This window comes from Allobosea sp. 10L417, assembly GCF_056395485.1.
Genome location: NZ_JBFTJP010000009.1, coordinates 48,048 through 70,258, shown reverse-complemented (window position 1 = coordinate 70,258; position 22,211 = coordinate 48,048). Strand labels below are relative to the sequence as shown.

Genomic DNA, 22,211 nt, shown 5'->3' with positions numbered 1-22,211 from the left:
AAGTGGACATCACGCAGCTCAGGCCGTCGGTGCGGGGCTTCTATGACCCGCCGACCGGCTCGATCCAGTACGTCGTCGCCGATCCGGCCACGCGGCAGTGCGCGATCATCGATCCGGTTCTCGATTTCGACGAGAAATCCGGGGCTGTCGGCACCGAAAACGCGGATGCCCTGCTCGCCTATCTCGATGCCGAGGGCCTCGCCCTCCAGTGGATCCTCGACACCCACCCGCATGCCGACCATTTCTCGGCCGCGCATTATCTGAAGAGCCGGACCGGCGCGCCGACCGCGATCGGCGCGCGCATCGTCGACGTCCAGAAGCTCTGGAAGACCATCTACAATTGGCCGGGCTTTCCGGCTGATGGCTCGCAATGGGACCGCGTCTTCGCCGATGGCGAGGAGTTCCGGATCGGCGAGCTGCCCGTCCGGGTCCTGTTCACGCCCGGCCACACGCTCGCTTCGATCGCCTATCTCATCGGCGACGCCGCCTTCATCCACGACACGCTGTTCATGCCCGACAGCGGGACGGCGCGGGCCGATTTTCCCGGCGGGGATGCCGGCCGGCTCTGGCGCTCGATCCAGGCCATCCTCGCCCTGCCGGACCGGACGCGGCTGTTCACCGGCCATGACTACAGGCCGGAAGGCCGGCCGGCCCGCTGGGAGAGCACGGTCGCCGAGCAGAAGGCCGCCAATACCCACATCGTCCAATGCCGGAGCGAGGCCGCGTTCGTAGCCCTCCGCGAGGCCCGCGACCGGACGCTGCCGATGCCGCGCCTGATCCTCCATGCCCTGCAGGTCAACATCAACGGCGGCCGCCTGCCGGAGCCTGAAGCCAACGGGCGGCGCTACCTGAAATTCCCGATCGATGCGCTGAAGGCCGGCGGAGCCTGAACGACCGAGGACAGCGCCCGCGCTTGCCGGCGGAGGACGCGCAGGCGAGGAACGGCGATCCGTCGCAATTGACGATTCCGCCGGCGGTGCCGCATGACACGGGCGATCGACCCAAGGAGGCCCGCCCCATGAAAGCCGTCGTCTACGAAGCCTTCGGGCAGGCCCCCGAACTGCGCATCGTGCCGGACCCGGTGCCGGAGCCGCACAGCGTCATCATCAAGGTCGAGGCGACCGGCCTGTGCCGCAGCGACTGGCATGGCTGGGTCGGGCACGATCCCGATATCCGCCTGCCGCATGTGCCGGGCCATGAGCTTGCCGGCGTCATCGCCGCGGTCGGCCGCAGCGTCGTGCGCTTCCGCGAGGGCGACCGCGTCACCGTGCCCTTCGTCGCGGGCTGCGGCTCCTGCCCGCAATGCCATTCCGGCAACCAGCAGGTCTGCGACGACCAGTTCCAGCCCGGCTTCACCCATTGGGGCTCGTTCGCCGAGTATGTCCGCATCGACCGGGCCGATTTCAACCTCGTGCGCCTGCCGGAGGAGATCGACTTCGCCACGGCCGCCAGCCTCGGCTGCCGCTTCGTGACTTCGTTCCGCGCCGTGGTCGACCAGGGCAAGGTCTCGGCCGGGCAATGGGTCGCGGTGCATGGCTGCGGCGGCGTCGGCCTCTCCGCGATCATGATCGCCAATGCGCTCGGCGCCCAGGTCGTCGCCGTCGACATCTCCGACGACAAGCTCAAGCTCGCCCGCGAGGTCGGCGCCGCGGTGACGATCAACGCCAAGACCCAACCCGATGTCGTCGCCGCCGTGCGCGACGCGACCGGCGGCGGCGCCCATGTCTCGCTCGATGCGCTCGGCCACCCCCAGACCTGCTTCAACTCGGTGGCGAATTTGCGCAAGCGCGGCAAGCATATCCAGGTCGGGCTGCTGCTGGCGGAGCAGGCGACGCCGCCGATCCCGATGGCGCAGGTCATCGCCCACGAGCTCGAAATCCTCGGCAGCCACGGCATGCAGGCGCATCGCTATGGCGCGATGCTCGACATGATCAGCGCCGGCAAGCTCACCCCGCAGCAGCTCGTCGGCCGCCGCATCGACCTCGCCGAATCGATCCCCGCCTTGATGGCGATGGACCGCTTCGAGGGCACGGGCGTGACGATCATCGACCGGTTCTGAGGGGGAGGCGAGGGGCGTAAGCCAGCTTCGCGACTGCGCCGATGCGCGTCATGCTCGGGCTTGACCCGAGCATCTCATGACGAGGAGGCTCCGACGCCTCATTCGGCCAGAGATTCTCGGGTCTGCGCTGCGCTCCGCCCGAGAATGACGCCCTGTTACTCGCCCTGCCGCGCACTCTCCTCCGCGACGCGCGCCTGTGCCCGCGCGATCGCCTCGTCGGCGTCGAGCCCCTTGCTGCGGTTCTCCAGCGCGTAGCGAAACTCCCGGCGCTCCTCGTCCGGCACCGCCTGCATGAAGGCGGTAAGGCAGGCCCCGTCGCTGCGCCGGCAGCTCCGCGCCCGGATGCAGCTCTTGTTCTCGCAGCCTTCCCAGACACCGAGGGTATCGCCGAGACGCTGCAGGATCAGCGGCCGTGCCCTCTGGCAGCTCTCGAAATCGGTGATCGGCGGGATATCGGCAAAGAGGCTTTGGTTCTTCGGCATGGCGGGGCTCCGGTCGGGCGAGACACGCGGGATCATCCGCCCGCGCTGATGCGCGGCGGGGTCGCAAGGGTGACGAGACAGGGCTGGCGGAGCGCCGCGAGGCGCGAGGGATATCCGCAACCGTTGAGCCAGGCTGCGGCGCGGCGGGATTGAGCCACCCGTCGCACGCCCCGTGGCGCTCCGCCTCCGGCGATTTTGGGCTCCGGGCCGCGCTTATCGGGCAGGGCGGTTCAGGATGGGCCGGCCCGGACGCCAGTTCCCCTCAGCGGGTCGTCGCGTCCTGCCTTGCCCGTCCGTCACCGGCCGAGCCTTCCAGCGAGCTCCTCGCACAGGGACCGTAGTGTCCCCAGGGCGGTGCCCCGAAGCCTCCCGAGTCTGGCTTGTGAGACCAGCCGCAGGCGCCGACCCTCACCCAGCCACTGGCACACCTCCGGATGGCCGCCCCGTTTGGGTGATGGGCGAGGGCAGGATAGGGCGGGTGATGAGGGGCGGGGATAAGTTTGCTGCCGGAAGCTCTCCCGTCATGGTCGCCCTCCATCGTCATGGTCGCCCTTGTGGCGACCATCCACGTCTTCACGCGGGAACGACTCGCCGCGCACCTCATGGTTGGCCGGCCCCCGCCATCGGCGCCGCAAGACGTGGATGGTCGGGACAAGCCCGACCATGACGGCGGAGCCCTTGCCGCCGCCCCCGCGCAATCGCATCCTGAAGCCATGAAGCAGAAGGGCGGCTGGGTTTACATCGTGACGAACCGACCCAACGGCACGCTCTATATCGGCGTGACGAGCGATCTCGGCCGACGCATTCACGAACATCGCGAGGGGCTGATCGCCGGCTTCACGCGGCAATACGGATTGAAGCGCCTTGTCTGGTACGAATGGCACGACGAGATCGAGGCCGCGATCCAGCGCGAGACCTCGATGAAGCGCTGGTACCGCGCCTATAAGACCCGCACGATCATGGCCGGAAACCCCGAGTGGAACGACCTTTACGAGGAACTGGCCTGATCGAGGCGGTGGCTCTCGGCGTCGCGATCGCCCTCCGCCATCATGGTCGCCCTTGTGGCGACCATCCACGTCTTCGCGCAGGAGCGACCGGGGCACGCCTTCATCGCTGGCCATCGCCCGCCATCAGCGTCTCAAGACGCGGATGCTCGGGACAAGCCCGAGCATGACGGCGAGGCGAGGCTGCTTTGTCACTCCCTGAAAGTAGTCATCCCGGTCGGAGCCGTCGAAACGGCCGCTCGGCATGCAGCATTTCTTGAAATCTGCGCCCGGAGCCGCAGACGCAGAGATCGTTGCGGCCGAGCATTTCATGCAGTTCGACATCGCCATGGACGATGCGGACGCCGCGCTTCACGCGGGTTTCGGACGGGTAGGACTTCCGACGCTTGCTCGTGACCTCAAAAGGACGGCTGGTCGGTGAAGTCGTGCTTGGTCATAGTTATGGCACCCTCCATCGGTTTTGTGGGGGCGGTCTCCTAACCTGCAAAGGGCGCTTCCGCCAAGACGGAAAGCGCGGGAACCGCGACACCTTGAATCTAAAATTTTAGGCGATCACGAACGGCTGCCACTATTGGTTTCAGCGAAGCTTCATTCTGCTCGACATATATGGAGATCAGGCCACGGCGAACGATCAATTCAGAAATGAACCCCAAGCTGTCGCCCAGTTTAGAAAAATAGAGGTGATGGTCCGTGGTGTCGATCGCGACCGTCTCTATAGCTCTGACCAAATCGCTTTGCGATATTGCAGGGCATTGGCAACGTTGCTTGATAAGAGCGCTATTTGCTTCGGCTGTTTGCCGAATATAGCCAAAAACAACTACTTCAGGTGCGCCTTTCGGCAGTTCAAACACAGCTTCATTGGGCTTGTCCAATGGAGGATTATCGCCATCGATGATCGCAGTTGCCGGATGAGAAGTGGTCGGGTTCTTAATGTGGTAATCTAGAACGTTCACGACATAGGGGTATCCACCTGCCTTGTGCACTTGCACGCGCTCAAAAATATCGAGGGCGTATTGTCGGAACATTTCTTCGACCAGGTCCTTGGCGAAGTCATCCTCGACGAAAATTGCAGCATCCTTGGCCACCTTGCCGGTAAGGGCGCGCAAGCTCTCGATGGTTAACTTACCTTGATAAGCAACCCCTTCGATGCAGGCCCAAATCGCTTTGGGGGGTAAAACTGTAAGCGCGTATTCCGAATGTGTCGTGAATACTATCTGAGCGCTCTTTCGTTTTGCTACATCGATCAGGTATTCGACCATCTTTTCCGTCGCTAGCGGGTGCAAGCCGTTTTCTATTTCTTCGATAAGAATCAGAGAGTTGTCGTCTGCGCCCTCGATTCTCGATACCATCTCAATAATAGATGCTTCACCCGCTCCGAAATGAAACTGGGAATAATCGTTGGCACCGCGCATCCCGACGAGGATACTTTTCGATTTATCGTTCTTAAGAACAACGCGTTCGTAGCTTTTCGCATCTTTACCTAAAATGCGACTAACATATGCAACGACGGATTCTTCTATTGGCTCCTTCAATACTTCAGAATTAGCAGCTATGCCAATAAAATGCTTAAATTTCGCTTGTTCGTTGGCGGGCACAGTACGCTGAATTGGTATGACAACAACGTCGCGATCGGCAACCTTGTCACGACGCCATTTCGCTTTAGTAAAGCGTGCGTTTCGAGGGAAGGCGGATGTATTATTGACATCTCGGTCAAGTACATCGTATTCGACTCGCCAGTTCGCCATACTGTTATCGCCGATATTCGATTTTGGAAAGAAATCGCCCGGCTTCACATCTTTGTAGGCGAGGGCTGTTGCCCCTAAAATAGTGCTCTTGCCGCCACCATTTGTTCCAATCACCGCAGTAACAGGAAAGTCAAAGGTAATCGTTTGGCTATCGAAGCTACGAACACTTAACAGCTTCATCTTCGGAAGGAATCGTGCGTAAGAAAGCTTTTTTACTTTCTCTTCGAGATTGACAATGTCAGAATGCCGAACGTCCATACAGCTCCCCCAAACGGCTGCAAGTACAACACAGCAAATATCGGCTGATCTCTACCGAATCGCTGAATGAGAGCATAGATGCCAAGAGTCGAAAGCCAATACCACAAGGCAGGCTTCAACTCGTGCGCCGAATGCCGATGCCTCACTCCGCCGCCTGCCGCTGCACCTTGCCCTTCTTGATCGGCCGGCGGTCGAGCACTTCCTTCAGGAAGCGCGCGGTGTGGCCCTTGCCGATGCGGACGATGTCCTCCGGCGTGCCCTCGGCCACCACCTGGCCACCGCCGTCGCCGCCTTCGGGGCCCATGTCGATCACCCAGTCGGCGGTCTTCACCACCTCGAGATTGTGCTCGATCACCACCACCGAATTGCCCTGGTCGACCAGCTCGTGCAGGACTTCCATGAGCTTGGCGACGTCGTGGAAATGCAGGCCGGTCGTCGGCTCGTCGAGAATGTAGAGCGTGCGGCCGGTGGCGCGCTTCGACAGTTCCTTGGAGAGCTTGACGCGCTGCGCCTCGCCGCCCGAGAGCGTCGTCGCCTGCTGGCCGACCTTGACATAGTCGAGCCCGACGCGGTGCAGCGTCTCCATCTTGTCACGGATCGAGGGGACCGCCTTGAACAGGATCTTGGCCTCCTCGACCGACATGTCGAGCACATCCGCGATCGATTTTTCGCGATACTTCACCTCGAGGGTTTCGCGGTCGTAGCGCTTGCCCTTGCAGACGTCGCAGGTGACGTAGACATCCGGCAGGAAGTGCATCTCGATCTTGATGACGCCGTCGCCCTGGCAGGCCTCGCAGCGTCCGCCCTTGACGTTGAACGAGAAGCGCCCGGCCTGATAACCGCGCGCCTTCGCCTCCGGCAGGCCGGCGAACCATTCGCGGATCGGCGTGAAGGCGCCGGTATAGGTCGCCGGGTTCGAGCGCGGCGTGCGGCCGATCGGCGACTGGTCGATGTCGATGACCTTGTCGAGATGCTCGATGCCCTCGATGCGGTCATGCGGGGCTGGGTGCTCGATCGACCCGTTCAGCTTGCGCGCCACCGCCTTGTAGAGCGTGTCGATCACCAGCGTCGACTTGCCGCCGCCGGAGACGCCGGTGATGCAGGTGAACAGGCCGAGCGGGATCTCGACATCGACATTGCGGAGGTTGTTGCCGCGCGCGCCCACGATCTTGAGCGAGCGCCCCTTCTGCGGCTTGCGGCGCTTGTCGGGGATCGCGACGCTCAGCTCGCCGGTGAGGTATTTGCCGGTGAGCGAATTGGGATCGTCGAGAATGTCCTGCGGCGTGCCCTTGGCGACGATCTCGCCGCCATGGATGCCGGCGCCGGGGCCGACATCGACGACATAGTCGGCCGTCAGGATCGCGTCCTCGTCATGCTCGACCACGATCACCGTGTTGCCGAGGTCCCTTAGCCGGCGCAGCGTGCCGAGCAGGCGCTCATTGTCGCGCTGGTGCAGGCCGATCGAGGGCTCGTCCAGCACATAGAGCACGCCGGTCAGGCCCGAGCCGATCTGCGAGGCCAGCCGGATGCGCTGGCTCTCGCCGCCCGAGAGCGTGCGCGAGCCGCGCGCCAGCGTCAGATATTCCAGCCCGACATCGAGCAGGAAGGTCAGGCGGTCGCGGATTTCCTTGAGGATGCGCGGGGCGATCTCGTTCTGCTTCTTCGACAGCCGCGAGGGCAGGGCGGTGACCCACTCAAGCGCGTCCTTGACCGAGAGCTGCGAGATCTCGCCGATATGGCGCATGTCGATCTTCACCGCCAGCGCCTCGGGCTTCAGGCGGAAGCCGTTGCAGGCGGCGCAGGGCGTCTCGGACATGAAGCGGCCGATCTCCTCGCGCGCCCAGTCCGACTCCGTCTCCTTCCAGCGCCGCTCCATATTGGTGATGACGCCCTCGAAGGGCTTCTTCACCTCGTAGCTGCGCAGGCCGTCATTATAGGCCATGCGCACGGCTTCTGTGCCCGTGCCGAACAGGATCGCCTTGCGGGCGCTCTCCGGCAGCTCGGACCAGGGCTTGGTCATGGAGAAGCCGAAATGCTTCGCGAGCGATTCCAGCGTCTGGCCGTAATAGGGCGAGGTCGACTTGGCCCAGGGCGCGATCGCGCCCTTCTTCAGCGTCAGCGCATGATCGGGGACGATCATGTCCGGGTCTATCCGCATCTCGTGGCCGAGGCCGTCGCAGACCGGGCAGGCGCCGAACGGGTTGTTGAACGAGAACAGCCGGGGCTCGATCTCGGGGATGGTGAAGCCGGAGACCGGGCAGGCGAACTTTGAGGAGAAGGTGACGCGCCGGGCATCGCCGTTCTCCTCCTTCTCATCGGCATATTCGAAGACGGCGATGCCGTCGGTCAGCTCCAGCGCCTGCTCCAGCGAGTCGGCCAGCCGCGCGCCGAGATCGGGCCGAATCACGATGCGGTCCACGACCACGTCGATGTCGTGCTTGAACTTCTTGTCCAGCGGCGGCGCGTCCGGGATCTCGTAGAACTCGCCATTGACCTTGACGCGCTGGAAGCCGCGCTTCAGCCAGTCGGCCATCTCCTTCTTGAACTCGCCCTTGCGGCCACGCACCACCGGCGCGAGCAGGTAGCCGCGCGTTTTCTCCGGCAGCTCGACCAGGCGGTCGACCATCTGCTGCACGGTCTGGCTCTCGATCGGCAGGCCGGTCGCGGGTGAATAGGGGATGCCGGCGCGCGCCCAGAGCAGGCGCATATAGTCGTGGATCTCGGTGACGGTGCCGACGGTCGAGCGCGGGTTCTTCGAGGTCGTCTTCTGCTCGATCGAGATCGCCGGCGAGAGCCCGTCGATCTGGTCGACATCGGGCTTCTGCATCATCTCGAGGAACTGGCGGGCATAGGCCGAGAGCGACTCGACATAGCGGCGCTGGCCCTCGGCATAGATCGTGTCGAAGGCGAGCGAGGACTTGCCCGAGCCGGAGAGGCCGGTGAACACCACGAGCTTGTCTCTGGGAATCGCGAGATCGACATTCTTGAGATTGTGCTCGCGCGCGCCGCGCACGGTGATGGCGCGGCTGTTCGGATCGGCCGCGCGGTTGCGGTCGAACATGTCTTCCAGCGCAGCAGCCTGGGCGGCGGCGGTATCGGTCTTGCGGGCCATCGGGGCGTCCGTTGCGGTGAAGCGCTACAGATAGGGCAAAAGCCGGGCCTTTCCAGCCTCGCGGCGATCTGCCCGGCATGAATAGCACGCAGCCGTCCCGGCTGCTGCCGTCGTCCTGACAGAAAGCGTCAGCAGCGGCGAGGGTCTGATATGGGGACCACTGGGCCGATCGCAATCGACTCCGGCGCGCCGTTGAATTATCTATAAATCATGACGAAGCCTGCCGACACCATCGCCGTCCGCATCGCCAGGGCTTTGGCGGAGCGGATCATCGCCGGAACGATCGAGCCGGGAGCGCGGCTGCGGCAGGACCATATCGCCGAGGAGTTCGAAACGAGCCATGTCCCGGTGCGCGAGGCGTTCCGGCGGCTCGAGGCGCAGGGGCTGGCGATCAGCGAGCCGCGGCGCGGCGTCCGCGTCGCCTCCTTCGACCTGTCGGAGGTGAAGGAGGTCGCGGCGATGCGCGCGGCACTGGAGGTTCTGGCGCTGCGCCATGCCGCGCCGCACCTCACCGCCGCCATTCTCGACCAGGCCGAGCAGGCCCGCCGCGACTGCGACGCCGCGACCGACGTCCGGGCCTGGGAGGAGGCGAATCGTCGCTTTCACCGCACGCTGGTCGCGCCCTGCGGCATGAAGCGCCTGCTCGCGACGATCGACGATCTGCATGCGGCGAGCGCCCGCTTCCTGTTCTCGGCCTGGCGCTCGGAATGGGAAGCCCGCACCGATCACGACCATCGCACCATCCTCAACGCGCTCCGCGGCAGCGATCTGGAAACCGCCACAGCGACGCTGGCGCGGCATGCCCAGTGGATCGGCGAGCGGCCTGTCCGCACCGCCTCGGGCGCGACGCGCGGGGCCTTCGCGATCGTTGGTTAGAGGGTACGCCAAAGCTGCGAATTCGGCCTTCGTAAGCTTCTTCCGGCAAGAGATTCTCGGGTCTCCGCTCTGCTCCGCCCAAGAATGACGCTTCGTCCGGACGCAGGATTTCCTGGCTTGCAGAGGCATCGCAAAGGGCGCGCTTGCCTTTTCCGATGAGATATGGGTTCTCTCATAGATCAAAGATCAGAATTATAGATAATTTTGATCACGACGAAGGAGTGACCATGACCGATCTTGCCCTCAGCCGTCCCTTCAGCCCGCTGCGGTTGGAAAGCCGCTCGCTCGCCTGGCGGGCGGGGGCCGTGATCGTCGGCAGCCTGCTGCTGGCGCTGTCCTCGCAGATCAAGGTGCCGATGTATCCGGTGCCGATGACGATGCAGACCTTCGCGGTGCCTCTGATCGGCGCGCTCTATGGTTGGCGCCTCGGCGCGGTCACCGTGATTGCGTGGCTGCTGCAGGGCTTCATTGGCTTGCCGGTCCTCGCCGGTGCCGCTGGCGGCGCGGCTTATTTCGCCGGCCCGACGGCGGGCTACCTGCTGGCCTTCCCCTTCGCCGCGGCTCTCGCGGGCTGGCTCGCCGAGCGCGGCTGGAACGGCAGCCGCGTCGGGCTCGCCTTCGCTGCGATGCTGGCCGGCAATGCGCTCTGCCTGGTGATTGGCGTGGCCTGGCTCGGCGTCCTCATCGGCCTGCCGAAGGCGATCGCCGTGGGCGCGACGCCCTTCATCCTCGGCGCCGTCCTGAAGTCGGCCCTCGCAGCGGCGACGCTGAAGGCCTTCGCGCCACGCGGCTGAGCCGGCGGGCCAGGGCTCCCCAATTATCATCCCGGCGGGCCTCAGCCTGCCGGGGGTTTCATCCAGCTCGATCAAGGCGCCGTCCGCGGGAATATCTCAGTCGGGGAGGGGTGCGCGATGCGAAATCGCGACGTCCCCAAGCTTGAGCTCCGACGCCGGCTGCGAACATGGCGCGCTGTCGCAATCTCCGCCTGAGTGCAGCAACCGCGCTTCCACCCGCGGCGTCGCGACCTTGCGGGTCAGTTCTTCATGCTGCCGAGAAGCCTGTCGGCCCCCCGCGCCAACAGCACGGCGTCGGACCCGCAGGCGACGAACGCAAAACCTTCAGCCAGCAGACTCTTCGCGAAGGCGGGATCGAAAACGAGCGTCCCGACCGGAATACCGGCGTCGATGAGCCGGCGCGCCGCCGGGCGGATGACCTCCCAGACGGCCGGATCATTCGGGCGGCCCAGCAGGCCGAGATCCGCCGCGATGTCGGCGGGACCGAAAAAGACGCCGTCCACGCCGTCGACCTGGCCGATTTGGAGGGCTTGCTCGATGGCGGCCCGCGTCTCGACCTGAACGATGACGGCGGTTTCCTCCTCGATCCGGCTGAAATAATCCGTCATGCGGGCGAAGCCATTGGCACGCGTGCAGCCGCTGACGCCCCGGATGCCACGCGGCGGGTAGCGCGTCGCCGCGACGGCCTGCCCGGCCTCTTCGGCCGTCTGGACCATCGGAAAGAGCAGGCCGGGCGCCCCGATATCGAGGAGACGCTTGATGAGGACGGCGTCATTCCAGTCGGGGCGCACGATCGGCGTCACGGGATGCGCGGCCAGAATCTGCAATTGCGTCATGACCGAAGCCAGGTCGTTGGGCGAGTGCTCGGTGTCTACCAGGAGCCAGTCGAAGCCGGCGCCAGCGACGGCCTCGGTGGCGTAGCCGCTGGCCAGGCTCAGCCAGAGGCCGATCTGCGGCTGCCCGCTGCGAATTGCGGCGAGGAACTTGTTGGAAGGCATTTTCATCGTTCAGCATTCCGAAAATGGGAGGCAGCTCCCGGGCTACCCCCGAGCCGGTCTCTAGCGGGGCAACTCGCCGCGCCGCGATATCGCGAGGACATCTGCCGCGCGGTTCTCGGCCAGGCCGTAATCGGCCTGCGCGACGTCGGCGGAGATGTATCCGAGGGCCAGGTCGCGCTCGACATTGCGCTGGTCCCGCTCTTCCGGCGCGCCATAGCCGGCGCCGCCGGGGAAGGCCATGACGACCCTGCGGCCATGCGGCACGAATTGCTTGCCCTTGCCCTTCATCGCCATGCCGTCGTCGAGCGCGATCGTCGTCGGCGCGCCGGCGCCGCCGCCGCGGCGACCGCGGGCAGGGTGACGGACCCGGTCGAACATCGCCTGGATGTCGAATTCGTAGCCTTCCCAGGCGCCGACCTCCATATGCTGGCCCAGGCCGCCGCGATGGCGGCCGCTGCCGCCGGAATCGGGCCGGAGTTCCTTGCGCCAGACGATCACCGGGCCGACCTGCTCGGTCGCCTCGACCGGCATAGTCATCACGCCGGAGGGGAAGGCGGTGGCGTTCATGCCGTCCAGCGCCGGCCGCGCGCCGGAGCCGCCGGAGTTGAAGGTCAGAACCTCCGCGCGCACGGGCTCGGCCGGCGGGGGCCCGTCGCTGCGCGGCCTCAGCGAGACCTGGAAGTTGCAGAGGCTGCCGGCCCCCTCGGCCGGGACGAGGCCGGGCAGGAGCTTGTCGAGCGCGTCGTAGATCGTGTCCGGCACCATGTGGCCGATGATATGGCGCAGCGCCACCGGCGCCGGCCAGACCGCGTTCACGATGGTATTCTCCGGGGCGGTGATGCGGAAAGGCTCCAGCGAGGCCGCGTTGTTCGGGATCTCCGGCGCGATCGCGCATTTCAGCGCGTAGCAGGTATAGGCCTTCGTATAGACCAGCGGCACATTGATGCCGTTCTTGTCGACGCCGGAGGTGCCTGCCCAATCGCAGAGCACGCCATCGGCCTCGATGGAAATCTTGACGCAGAGGTCGATCGGACGGCTGTAGCCGTCGATCCGCATATGGCCCTCGGCCTGGCCGCGCGGCAGCGCCGCGATCTTGTCGAGCGTCGCCTGGCGCGAATTGCTCAGGATGAAGTCGGAGATGCCGGCGAGGTCGGCCAGCCTGAACTCGACGATCATGTCGATCAGGCGGCGATGGCCGATCTCGTTGCACGTCGCCAGCGCGTAGACGTCGCCGACGAGCTGATCGGGTTCGCGGACATTGCCGCGGATGATAGTGACCAGCGTCTCGTTGACCGTGCCGCGGTCGACGAACTTCATGATCGGGATATGCAGGCCTTCCTCATAGACCGAGTTGGCGTCGGCGCCGAAGCCGCGCCCCCCGATATCGACGATATGGGCGGTGCAGGCGAAAAAGCCGACGAGGTGGCCGCGGTGGAAGGACGGGCTGACGACGGTGATGTCGTGCAGGTGGCCGGTGCCCTCCCAGGGGTTGTTGGTGATGTAGACATCGCCTTCGGCGATGTTCTCGCGCCCGATCCGGCGGATGAAATGCGCGACCGCATCGGCCATGGCGTTGACGTGGCCGGGCGTGCCGGTCACCGCCTGAGCCAGCATCTCGCCCTTCTCGTTGTAGACGCCGGCCGAGAGGTCACCGGCTTCGCGCACCGAGGTCGAGAAGGAGGTGCGGATCAGCGCCTGGGCCTGTTCCTCGACGACCGAGATCAGGCGGTTCCACATGACCTGATAGGCGACCTTGGAGATATCAGACATGGGCGGGCTCCTTCCGCGCGGCGACGGAGGCGGTAGGCAAGGCTTCGGCGAGGCGGATGTCGATGCAGCCGTCGTTCAGCGTGACGCCCATGCGGCTCGACGGCAGGACGATGGTGGTCTCGTCTTCCGTGATGATGCCGGGGCCGCTGACCGTGCTGCCGGCGGGCAGGGCGGTGCGGCTATGGGCATCGGCCGTGACGCGGCGGCCGAGCCCCGCATCGAACACGGAACGGCTGCCGTCCGCCGGCGCATCGCGCATTTCCGCCAGGGGCGCGACCGGGGCGATCGCGGCTTGCGGCGTATGGGCATTGACCGACCAGACGGTGATCTCGGCGGCGAGGCCCTTCACCGTGCGGCCGAAGAGATTGGCGTATTCGTGCTCGAAGCGCTGCAGGATGACGGCGGGATCGGCGGCGCGGGCTTCCTCCGGCGTCAGCGTCACCGGGATTTCCCAGCCCTGGCCGGCATAGCGCATATAGACCTTGTATTCGGCCTGGATCGCGCCGGCCCAGCCGCAGGACCGCACGACCCGCATCGCTTCCTCCTCCATCTCGTCGAAGAGCCTGGCCACGCGCGCCGTGTCGAACTGGGCAAGACGCATGAACAGCGTGCGGTTGGCCTCGAAGCTGAACGGCGCCCGCAGGAAGCCGATGGCCGAGCCGACGCCGGCTCCCGGCGGTACGAGGCAGCTGCTGATGCCGAGCTTCTCGCAGAGCCGGCCCGCATGCAGCGGGGCGGCGCCGCCGAAGGCGATCATCGTGTATTCCGACAGGTCCTCGCCGTTCTCGACGGCATGGACGCGGGCGGCGTTGGCCATGTTCTCGTCGACGACCTCGGCGACGCCCCAGGCGCTTTCCTCGGCGTCCATGCCGAGCCTGCCGCCGATCTCGCCCTTCAGCGCGCTGGCCGATTCATCCGCGAAGAGCGGGATCGTGCCGCCCGCGAAGTTCTGGGGGTCGATCTTGCCGAGGATGACGTCGGCATCGGTCACGGCGGGGCGCGTGCCGCCGCGGCCGTAGCAGGCGGGGCCGGGCTCCGAGCCCGCACTTTCCGGGCCGACCCGGATCTGGTTCATCGAATCGACATGGGCGAGGCTGCCGCCGCCGGCTCCGATCTCGACCATATCGATCACCGGGATCGAGATCGGCATGCCCGAGCCCTTCTTGAAGCGATAGGTGCGGGCCACCTCGAAGACGCGGGCGGTCTTCGGCGTGTAGTTCTTGATCAGGCAGATCTTCGCGGTGGTGCCGCCCATATCGAAGGACAGCACCTTCTTCAGGCCATGCCGGGCGGCGATGTCGGCGGCGAAGACCGCGCCGCCGGCCGGGCCGGATTCGACGAGGCGTACCGGGAATTCCGAGGCGCTCTCCAGCGAGATGATGCCGCCGCCGGAATGCATCAGGAAGATCGGGCAGACGGCGCCTTCCGCCGCGAGGCGCCCCTTCAGCCGGACGAGATAGCTCTTCATCAGCGGCTTGATGTAGGCGTTGGCGATCGTCGTGTTGAAGCGCTCGTATTCGCGCATCTGCGGCGAGACTTCCGACGAGAGCGAGACCATCGCGCCGGGCAGCCGCTCGGCCAGCACGTCATAGATCAGCCGCTCATGGGCATCGTTGACGTAGGAATGGAGCAGCCCGACCGCGACGCTCTCATAGCCGGCCTCGCGAAGCTCGTCGGCCAGTGCCTCGACCGCGGCGCGATCGAGCGGGATCAGGACCTTGCCGCGTGCATCCATGCGCTCCCTGACGGTGTAGCGGCGGTTGCGTGGCAGCAGCGGCTCCGGCAGCGTCAGATTGAGGTCGTACTGCTCGAAGCGGCTTTCGGTCCGCATCTCGATGACGTCGCGGAAGCCTTCCGTGGTGATCAGGGCGGTCTTGGCGCCGCGCCGCTCGATCAGCGCATTGGTCGCCAGCGTCGTGCCATGGATGATCTGCCCGACGGCGGAAGCCGCGATGCCCGCCTTGGAGCAGACCCTGTGCATCCCCTCGATGATCGCATCCTCGGGCGCTGAATAGGTCGTCAGTACCTTCGTCGAGTATCTCTGCCCGCCCTGTTCGAGCACGACATCCGTGAAGGTTCCCCCGATATCGACGCCCAGGCGGGCCCCGAGAATGGACATGGCTCACTCGCCTCCGTTGTCTGAGGGAGGAAAGATGGAATGGGCAGCCGATGCCGTCGAATTATTATTTTCTATATAACTCGATAAGATAACTTTATCGCTTGAATCAGCGCGCGGCTGCCTCCATGGGCCGCCGCGCATCGCCCTGATGATGCCGTGCAGCCCTTTCGCCGGCGAGCTCGGCGGCCCGCTTCAGCAGAAAACTGGCAGGCGTATGAGCGTATGACGCGGTGAAGATCAGCGCGCTGGGCTTCCACTCATAGGGGAATTCCACAAGCTCTCCCGTGTCGAGGAGCCTTTCGACGAGCGTCTGCGACATCGGTGCGATGCCGAGGCCGTCGATGGTCATCTGCAGGCTGGCTGCGAGACTGCTCGACGGCACGATCCGAACCGGCCTCTCCCAGTTGTCTCGAAAATGCGCGGAGAGCTCGACGAAATGGCGCGTGTTGCGCGCATGGGTCAGGATCGTATGCGAGGCCATCGTCGCCAGATCCGAGCCGACGAGCCCGAGCCGTGGCGAGGCCACCCACAGATAGGGTACGGAGCCGAGATCGACATTGGTGATGTTGAAGTTCGAGATCGGGCCGTTCAGTAGGCACAGGTCGAGCGAGCGCGAAACCAGCTCCTCACGCAGGTTGATCGTCAGGTCGACCCTCAGCTCGACATCGACGTTCGGGAAGACCTGCCGCAGGTCGAGCAGATAGTCGCGCAGCCAGGTCTGGGCGATGAGCTCGGCGACGCCGAGCCTGAGAATGCCAATCTGCTGATCGGAGCGGATCGACTGTTGCGAGAACTCCTCCGAGGCTTGCAGCACGCGCTCGGCTTGCCCCAGCAGGGAATGGCCGATCGGCGTCAAGGCGACCGAGCCGGAGTCGCGATGGAACAGCCGCACCCCCAAAACGGATTCGAGCTGAGAGATGCGCACCGAGATATTGGGCTGGGTCGTATTCAGGCGTTCCGCCGTTGCCCTGAAGCTGCCGAGCTTGGCCACCCAAACGAAGCTTTCGAGCTGCTTCAACGTCCAGTTCGGCATCCGCCTCCATAGCCTCCAGACAAGCAATTTTCGGGCCGCACCATCGGCCAATAAACAAAATCTATCGCAACAACAGATAATTTCAATTGGATGCTATCGCGATAACGCGCTCGACTGACCTTTAGCCGCCGATCGAGCCTCGGCCCGGTTCCGGCTCCTGAAACTCGCGCGGGTCTCGCCGCAGCGGGACAAGAACGAGGGGAACCATGAACCGCAGAGCCTTGATTGCGTCCGCCGCCCTTGCGTTGAGCCTCGGGCTGGCCGCTCCCGCCACCGCCCAGACGAGCTGGACGATGGCCTCCGGCTATCCGGAAAGCAGCTTCTTCACCCAGAACATCCGACAGATGATCAAGGAGATCGAGGAGAAGAGCGGCGGCAAGCTCAAGATCGATCTGCGCTCCAACGACAGCCTGATCAAGCTCGATGCGGTGAAGCGCGCCGTCCAGTCCGGCCAGATCCAGATCGGCGAGATCCGCCTCGGCGTCTACGGCAACGAGGCGGCGATGTACAATCTCGACAACATCCCCGGCGTTGCGACGACCTACGACCAGGCCACCAAGCTGACGGAGGCCCAGGCTCCGTTCTTCGACGGAATGTTCAAGAAGAACGGGCTGCGCGCCATTTCCTACGTCGCCTGGCCGGGGCAGGGCTTCTACACCAAGGAGCCGCTGAAGGGGCTCGCAGACCTCAAGGGGCAGAAGCTGCGGATCTATTCCAAGCAGACCCAGATCATGGGCGAGAAGCTCGGCATGGAAGCACTGATCCTGCCCTTCGCCGAGGTGCCGCAGGCCTTCTCGACCGGCATGATCCAGTCGCTCTGGACCAGCGCCCAGACCGGGACCGACGTCCAGATCTGGGATTACGTCAAGCACTTCACCTATACCGGGACGATGCACAACAAGAACGCGATCCTGGTCAATGAGCGCGCGTTCCGCCAGCTCGATCCGGCAACGCAGAAGGTGGTGCTCGAAGCCGGCGAGGCCGCGACCAAGCGCGGCTGGGAGATGTCGAAGAAGGCCGGCGAGGAGCGGGAGAACGTCCTGAAGGGCCATGGCGTGACGATCGCCCAGTCGCCGAAAGACGTTCTCGACGCCATCGCAGCCGCCGGCAAGGGCATGGTCCAGGACTGGCTGGCCACGGCCAGCGCCGAGGAGAAAGCCGTTTACGAAACCTATCAGAAGAGCCTCAACTGACGGCCCGCCTGCGCGCCATCCATTCCATGAACAGTGGCCAGCGGGGTGACCGGTGATACGTGGGGTTCTCGACAGGTTCTATGAGGCGTGCGGCTATCTCGCCGCCGTCTTCATGGTCGGCATCGGGCTGGCCATCGTCGCCCAGATCGTCGGACGGATGCGGGGCGTCACGATAGACGCCACCGAGGCGGCGGGCTTGTGCCTGGCGGCCTCGACCTTCTTCGGCCTCGCCCACACCTTCCGGCGCGGCGGCCATGTTCGCATCAATCTGATCGTCGACCGTCTGCCGAAGCGTTGGCGGCGGGGCGTCGAGCTCTTCAACTGCTTGCTGGGCACGGTGGTCGTGTCGTTCCTTGCCTGGCATGTCAGCGCGCTGGCGCTGCAATCGCGTGAATTCAACGATGTCAGCCCAGGCCTGCTGGCGATGCCGTTCTGGATACCGCAAACCGGCGTCGCCTTGGGCGTGACCGCGCTGGCGATCGCCTTCATCGACGAGCTCCTCTGGCTCCTGACCGGCGGCAAGCCTCGCTACGAGGCACCCGACGAGATCGAACTCGACAGGCCGGTGGCATAGGGGCCGATGATGGACACGACCGTTCTTGCTTCGCTGGTCCTTGCCGGCTCCCTGCTCCTGCTGCTCGCGGGCGGCGTCTGGGTCGCGCTCTCGCTGCTCACCGTCGGCATGGTGATGATGGGGCTCTTCACCAGCGCGCCGATGGGCTCGCTGATCGCCTCGACGCTCTGGGATTCGAGTTGGGGGTGGGCGCTGACCTCGCTCCCGCTCTTCATCTGGATGGGCGAGATCCTGTTCCGCTCCAAATTGTCGGCGGACATGTTCCAGGGGCTGGCGCCCTGGGTGTCGCGGCTGCCGGGCCGGCTGCTCCATGTCAACGTGCTCGGCTGCGGCATCATGGCGGCGGTCGCCGGTTCGTCGGCGGTGACCTGCGCCACGATCGGGCGCATCAGCGTGCCTGAGCTGGAGAAGCGGGGCTATCCGCTCAACATGACCATAGGCACGCTGGCGGGCTCCGGTACGCTCGGCCTGCTGATCCCGCCCTCGATCATCATGATCGTCTATGGCGTGACGGCCGAGGTCTCGATCGCGCGGCTTTTCATCGCCGGCGTCCTGCCCGGGCTGCTGCTGATGGCGCTCTTCATGGGCTATACGGCGATCTGGAGTCTGCTGAACCCCGACAGGATGCCGCCGGCCGAGCCGCCGGTGCCCTTTCTGGAAAAGATCTACCGCTCGCGGCGTCTGATCCCGGTGGCGCTTCTGATCGGCTCGGTCGTCGGCTCGATCTATGGCGGCATCGCCACCCCGACCGAGGCCGCGACCATCGGCGTGATCGGAGCGCTCATCCTCGCAGCGGTCGGTGGCGGGCTCACCCGGCAGAACTTCATGGAAGGGCTGATGGCGGCCATGCGGACCTCCTGCATGATCTCCTTCATCATCGCCTGCGCCGCCTGTCTGACGATCGCCGTCGCCTTCGTCGACATCCCCCGGTCTCTGGCGAGCTGGGTCGAGGCCATGCACCTCTCGCCCTATGCGCTGCTGGCGGTGTTGGCCGTGTTCATGTTGATCCTCGGCTGCTTCCTCGAGGGCATCTCGATCATCGTGCTGACCTCCTCGGTGATGCTGCCAATGGTGCAGGCGGCCGGCATCGACCTGCTCTGGTTCGGCATCTTCGTGGTGATCCTGATCGAGGCGGCGCAGATCACCCCGCCGGTCGGGTTCAACCTGTTCGTGCTGCAGAGCATCACCGGCAAGAACATCCTGGCGGTGACGAAGGCGGCGATCCCCTATTTCTGCGTGCTGATGCTGCTGCTCGTGCTCATCACTTTGTTCCCGCAGATCGTGACCGCCTTGCCGAAGATGATGGCGGGCTGACGGGGCGGAGCGTATCCGCCTGCGGGCGGACACGCGATACCTGCAAATCGCAAGTCAGGATGGCTGGTCGCGCGTCGGTCCGTTCGCGCGCCCGGATGCTGACGAGGATGTCCAGCCGTCAGCCGGCACCAAACGAACGTCGGCGCCGCCATGCGCCGCCGCGGACAAGGCCGGAACGCCGCCGGGCGATGCCTCGATCGCCTGGGTGACAAGCCGGTACTTCACGGTCGTCAGCGCCAGACCTCGCGCCCAGTCGACCACGTCATTCCACGGGTCGACGATCCGTGCGGTCGCGGACAGAAAGGTGACGACGGTCGCGATCTCGGTCTGTCCCTGGATGACCAGAATGCAGCCGATCCCGAGCACCAGCAGGTTGCCCAGGGAATAGGTCAGGTTCATCAGGAAGTTGAGAGAGAATTTGATCTCGAACATGCCGAGGTTGATCGTGAAGACCTCGTCCAGTCGACGCGCGCTCGATTCCGCTCTCGACGGAGACAGGATCTCCTCGCCGAAGCGCCGCAGAATGCGGGTTCGCTGCGCGACGCGTCGGTTGATCGCCCGTTGCATCAGCGGCACGAACACGAATTGCGGCATCAGGATTAGAAGGCTGACGACCATCATCTTGAGGTCGAGCACGGCGAGATAGATGAAGACGCTCGCCAGAAAGCCGATCTCGACGATGGGAAGGCTGAGGCTAGAGCCGACGAACGCGCCGATGTCGTCGGCTTCCCCAAGGATCATGGCGAGGCCGGTTCCATTGGTGAGGGCGGAGTCCTCGGCGTCCTGGCCCTCCAGCCTGCGGGTCACCACGAGGCGCAGATCCCGCGTCGCGCATTCGCCAAGCCAGGCGCGGTAGATGTTCATGGCCAGCTTCGCCAGCCCGAACGTCAGCAGGAGGGCGAATTGCAGCGCGACGAGAGTCAGGATCGCGGAGAGGCTGCCGGCATGGACGGCCGCGTCGATGATGCGCCGCTGCGTTTCGATCGGAGCGGCATTGAGAAGGAAGACGGCGACGGACAGCGCACAGACCGCCGCCTGATGCCAGCCGCCCGAGCAGAGGACGAAGCGCAGGAACGAGGAGGGCAGGGCGAAGCCCTGCGCATGCGGGGGCGGGGGCTCGGCTATCGCCGCGATAAAGTGCGAGAACTTCATGGAATGAGCACCGCCGCACCTTGCAACTTCCCGCTGCGCAGTGCGGACAGCGCCTCATTTGCCTGGTTCAGCGGGTAGATCGTCGTTTTGGTTGCAATGCCGGCCTGCCGCGCAACAGACAGAAATTCGCGGCCATCGGCCCGCGTGAGATTGGCGACGGAGACCAGCTCGCGCTCCTGCCACAGCAAGTCGTAGCTGAAGCTCGGGATGTCGCTCATGTGGATGCCGCCGCAGACGACGCGCCCACCCTTGACCACAGCACTCAGCGCCAGCGGCACGAGCGCTCCGACAGGCGCGAAGATCAGTGCGGCGTCGAGGGGCTCGGGAGGCTTTTCCTCGGAGCTGCCGGCCCAGCGAGCGCCGAGCGAGCGCGCATGGGCCTGCGCCGCCTCGTCGCCCGGGCGCGTGAACGCGTAGACCTCGCGGCCCTGCCAACGGCAAATCTGCGCCAGGATATGAGCGGCCGCCCCGAAGCCGTAGAGGCCGATCCGCCGCGCTGCCCCCGCGCTGCGCAGGCTCCTCCATCCGATCAGTCCCGCGCACATCAGCGGCGCGGCGGCGACGGGATCGGGAAAATCGTCCAGCGGGAAGACGTAGGCCGCGTCGGCGACGACATGAGTGGCGAAGCCGCCGTCGCGCGTATAGCCGGTGAACTCCGGAGCGTCGCAGAGGTTTTCCCGGAGGCTGCGGCAATAGGGGCAGTGTCCGCAGGTGTGCCCGAGCCAGCCGACACCGACACGCCTTCCCAGAAGTGCGTCGGCGGTGCCCGGCCCGAGCAAATCGACCCGGCCGACGATCTCGTGACCGGGCACGCGCGGGCATTGCAGGCCCCGCAACTCGCCGTCGACGACATGCAGGTCCGTGCGGCAGATCGCACAGGCCTCGACCCTGATCCGCAATTCCCCGGAGCGCGGTATCGGATCGGGGCGCCGCTCCTCGACAAGCGGTTGGCCAGGAACCTTCAGAACCATCGCTTTCATCGGCTTCTCCGGCCAACGCGCAACGGAAGGATGCCGGCGCGATGCCGAGCCGGCCTTGATCAAGCTCAAGGATTATACGGCTCTCAAGGCGAATCTTGGCGAAGAGTTTCCGCCGGTGCCGCGGACAATCCCGTCCACTCGGCCGTTCCGCCTGGCGCCGTGCCCGGCACATGCCCGAATGCGCACATCCTGCCAAAGAGCGCTGGGCGGAGCAGCCTGACGGCAGTCAGCTGCAGAAAGCTGGCGGATGAGCCGTCCGAGCTGCCTTGCGGGCGCTCAGACGGGCTCCAAGGGCAGCCTCTCAGGCCGCGGCCTTCCGGGGGCCCGGCCAGTTCGACGTGTCTTGGGCGCTGATCCCGGTCCAGGCATCCATATTCCGGCGGGCGAGCGTCGACAGCTTCTCGGCTTCGTCGGCGTAGGCGCCTCCGATACCCCTGGCAAAATCCTGATGAACGTCGACCGCCTGAGCGATCTCCTTGCAACGGCCGAGCTTGGCGCAGAATTCGGCCTGGGCCTGCATTCGGCGCCCCATGAAGGCCAGGACTTCGGAGACCATGGCGAACTGGGTTTCCCAGAGCTTCTGCGGCAGCACGGTCGCCGAGCCGAACTGCGCTTTGACGAGTTGCATGCCTTCATCGATCATGGCGGTGGCCCCGTTCTGGTCGGCGGGAAGGGAGTCGGAGACAGGCTTCATCGTAGGCATGTGAACCTCCTGCGTTGTCTCAGCCGCCTGAGCTGCGGCAGTGCG

19 protein-coding genes are annotated in these 22,211 nt (G+C 65.2%); 8 read left to right on the top strand and 11 right to left on the bottom strand.

What is annotated here, in order from left to right; genetic code table 11:
- The first annotated feature begins 2 nt into the window (after positions 1-2).
- Entirely contained in the window at positions 3-890 is an 888-nt protein-coding gene (locus AC1DE3_RS20640; RefSeq protein ID WP_476778219.1) for an MBL fold metallo-hydrolase, read from the top strand.
- A gap of 128 nt (positions 891-1,018) precedes the next feature.
- A complete protein-coding gene (locus AC1DE3_RS20635; RefSeq protein WP_476778220.1) occupies positions 1,019-2,059 on the top strand; it encodes a zinc-dependent alcohol dehydrogenase family protein in 1,041 nt (346 codons plus the stop codon).
- A gap of 155 nt (positions 2,060-2,214) precedes the next feature.
- Here AC1DE3_RS20635 and AC1DE3_RS20630 read toward each other — a convergent pair whose 3' ends face one another.
- The gene (locus tag AC1DE3_RS20630; protein ID WP_476778221.1) at positions 2,215-2,541 is read right to left on the bottom strand and encodes a hypothetical protein; all 327 of its coding nucleotides are present in this window, start codon (positions 2,539-2,541) and stop codon (positions 2,215-2,217) included.
- Positions 2,542-3,254: 713 nt separating this feature from the next.
- Between AC1DE3_RS20630 and AC1DE3_RS20625 the strand changes: the two genes are divergently transcribed.
- Positions 3,255-3,548 carry a GIY-YIG nuclease family protein gene (locus AC1DE3_RS20625; protein WP_441513521.1) on the top strand — a complete coding sequence of 98 codons (294 nt, stop codon included), beginning with the start codon at positions 3,255-3,257 and terminating at the stop codon, positions 3,546-3,548.
- 205 nt (positions 3,549-3,753) lie between these two features.
- Here the strand turns inward: AC1DE3_RS20625 and AC1DE3_RS20620 are convergent, their stop codons facing one another.
- The 3 genes from AC1DE3_RS20620 to uvrA all read right to left on the bottom strand — a co-directional run bounded on the left by AC1DE3_RS20620 (position 3,754) and on the right by uvrA (position 8,609).
- Positions 3,754-3,852 carry an SEC-C metal-binding domain-containing protein gene (locus tag AC1DE3_RS20620; protein WP_476852773.1) on the bottom strand — a complete coding sequence of 33 codons (99 nt, stop codon included), beginning with the start codon at positions 3,850-3,852 and terminating at the stop codon, positions 3,754-3,756.
- A gap of 229 nt (positions 3,853-4,081) precedes the next feature.
- A complete protein-coding gene (locus AC1DE3_RS20615; protein WP_476852717.1) occupies positions 4,082-5,548 on the bottom strand; it encodes an ATP-dependent nuclease in 1,467 nt (488 codons plus the stop codon).
- Positions 5,549-5,690: 142 nt separating this feature from the next.
- Positions 5,691-8,609, bottom strand: a complete 2,919-nt coding sequence (gene uvrA / locus AC1DE3_RS20610) for an excinuclease ABC subunit UvrA (protein WP_476778760.1) — start codon at positions 8,607-8,609, stop codon at positions 5,691-5,693.
- Positions 8,610-8,870: 261 nt separating this feature from the next.
- Here uvrA and AC1DE3_RS20605 point away from each other — a divergent pair, with 261 nt between their 5' ends.
- Entirely contained in the window at positions 8,871-9,536 is a 666-nt protein-coding gene (locus tag AC1DE3_RS20605) for a GntR family transcriptional regulator (RefSeq protein WP_476778223.1), read from the top strand.
- Between the two features lie 227 nt (positions 9,537-9,763).
- Positions 9,764-10,330, top strand: a complete 567-nt coding sequence (locus tag AC1DE3_RS20600) for a biotin transporter BioY (RefSeq protein ID WP_476778224.1) — start codon at positions 9,764-9,766, stop codon at positions 10,328-10,330.
- Positions 10,331-10,569: 239 nt separating this feature from the next.
- Here AC1DE3_RS20600 and AC1DE3_RS20595 read toward each other — a convergent pair whose 3' ends face one another.
- From AC1DE3_RS20595 to AC1DE3_RS20580, 4 genes are all read right to left on the bottom strand, one after another.
- Positions 10,570-11,334: an HpcH/HpaI aldolase family protein gene (locus AC1DE3_RS20595; RefSeq protein ID WP_476778225.1), complete on the bottom strand. Its 765-nt coding sequence runs from the start codon at positions 11,332-11,334 to the stop codon at positions 10,570-10,572.
- 54 nt (positions 11,335-11,388) lie between these two features.
- Positions 11,389-13,098: a hydantoinase B/oxoprolinase family protein gene (locus tag AC1DE3_RS20590; protein WP_476852716.1), complete on the bottom strand. Its 1,710-nt coding sequence runs from the start codon at positions 13,096-13,098 to the stop codon at positions 11,389-11,391.
- The gene (locus AC1DE3_RS20585) at positions 13,091-15,217 is read right to left on the bottom strand and encodes a hydantoinase/oxoprolinase family protein (RefSeq protein ID WP_476778227.1); all 2,127 of its coding nucleotides are present in this window, start codon (positions 15,215-15,217) and stop codon (positions 13,091-13,093) included. The genes AC1DE3_RS20590 and AC1DE3_RS20585 overlap by 8 nt, the downstream gene beginning before the upstream one ends.
- Positions 15,218-15,323: 106 nt before the next feature.
- Entirely contained in the window at positions 15,324-16,250 is a 927-nt protein-coding gene (locus tag AC1DE3_RS20580) for a LysR family transcriptional regulator (protein WP_476852715.1), read from the bottom strand.
- A gap of 206 nt (positions 16,251-16,456) precedes the next feature.
- On the opposite strand from AC1DE3_RS20580, the gene AC1DE3_RS20575 reads away from it, so the two are divergent.
- Genes AC1DE3_RS20575 through AC1DE3_RS20565 form a run of 3 tightly spaced genes read left to right on the top strand, consistent with a single transcriptional unit; the run spans position 16,457 to position 19,331 of the window.
- A complete protein-coding gene (locus tag AC1DE3_RS20575) occupies positions 16,457-17,443 on the top strand; it encodes a TRAP transporter substrate-binding protein (RefSeq protein ID WP_441513404.1) in 987 nt (328 codons plus the stop codon).
- Between the two features lie 52 nt (positions 17,444-17,495).
- Positions 17,496-18,017, top strand: coding sequence for a TRAP transporter small permease (locus AC1DE3_RS20570; protein ID WP_441513403.1), 522 nt, complete (start codon positions 17,496-17,498; stop codon positions 18,015-18,017).
- A 9-nt stretch (positions 18,018-18,026) separates the two neighbouring features.
- Positions 18,027-19,331: a TRAP transporter large permease gene (locus AC1DE3_RS20565; protein ID WP_476778229.1), complete on the top strand. Its 1,305-nt coding sequence runs from the start codon at positions 18,027-18,029 to the stop codon at positions 19,329-19,331.
- A 54-nt stretch (positions 19,332-19,385) separates the two neighbouring features.
- On the opposite strand, the gene AC1DE3_RS20560 is transcribed toward AC1DE3_RS20565, so the two are convergent.
- The 3 genes from AC1DE3_RS20560 to AC1DE3_RS20550 form a co-directional block, all read right to left on the bottom strand.
- Positions 19,386-20,483, bottom strand: coding sequence for an ABC transporter ATP-binding protein (locus AC1DE3_RS20560; protein ID WP_476778230.1), 1,098 nt, complete (start codon positions 20,481-20,483; stop codon positions 19,386-19,388).
- Positions 20,480-21,463 carry a zinc-dependent alcohol dehydrogenase family protein gene (locus tag AC1DE3_RS20555; RefSeq protein WP_476852714.1) on the bottom strand — a complete coding sequence of 328 codons (984 nt, stop codon included), beginning with the start codon at positions 21,461-21,463 and terminating at the stop codon, positions 20,480-20,482. Before AC1DE3_RS20555 ends, AC1DE3_RS20560 begins: the two co-directional genes overlap by 4 nt.
- A gap of 301 nt (positions 21,464-21,764) precedes the next feature.
- Positions 21,765-22,166, bottom strand: coding sequence for a phasin family protein (locus AC1DE3_RS20550; protein WP_476778232.1), 402 nt, complete (start codon positions 22,164-22,166; stop codon positions 21,765-21,767).
- Between the last annotated feature and the right edge of the window lie 45 nt (positions 22,167-22,211).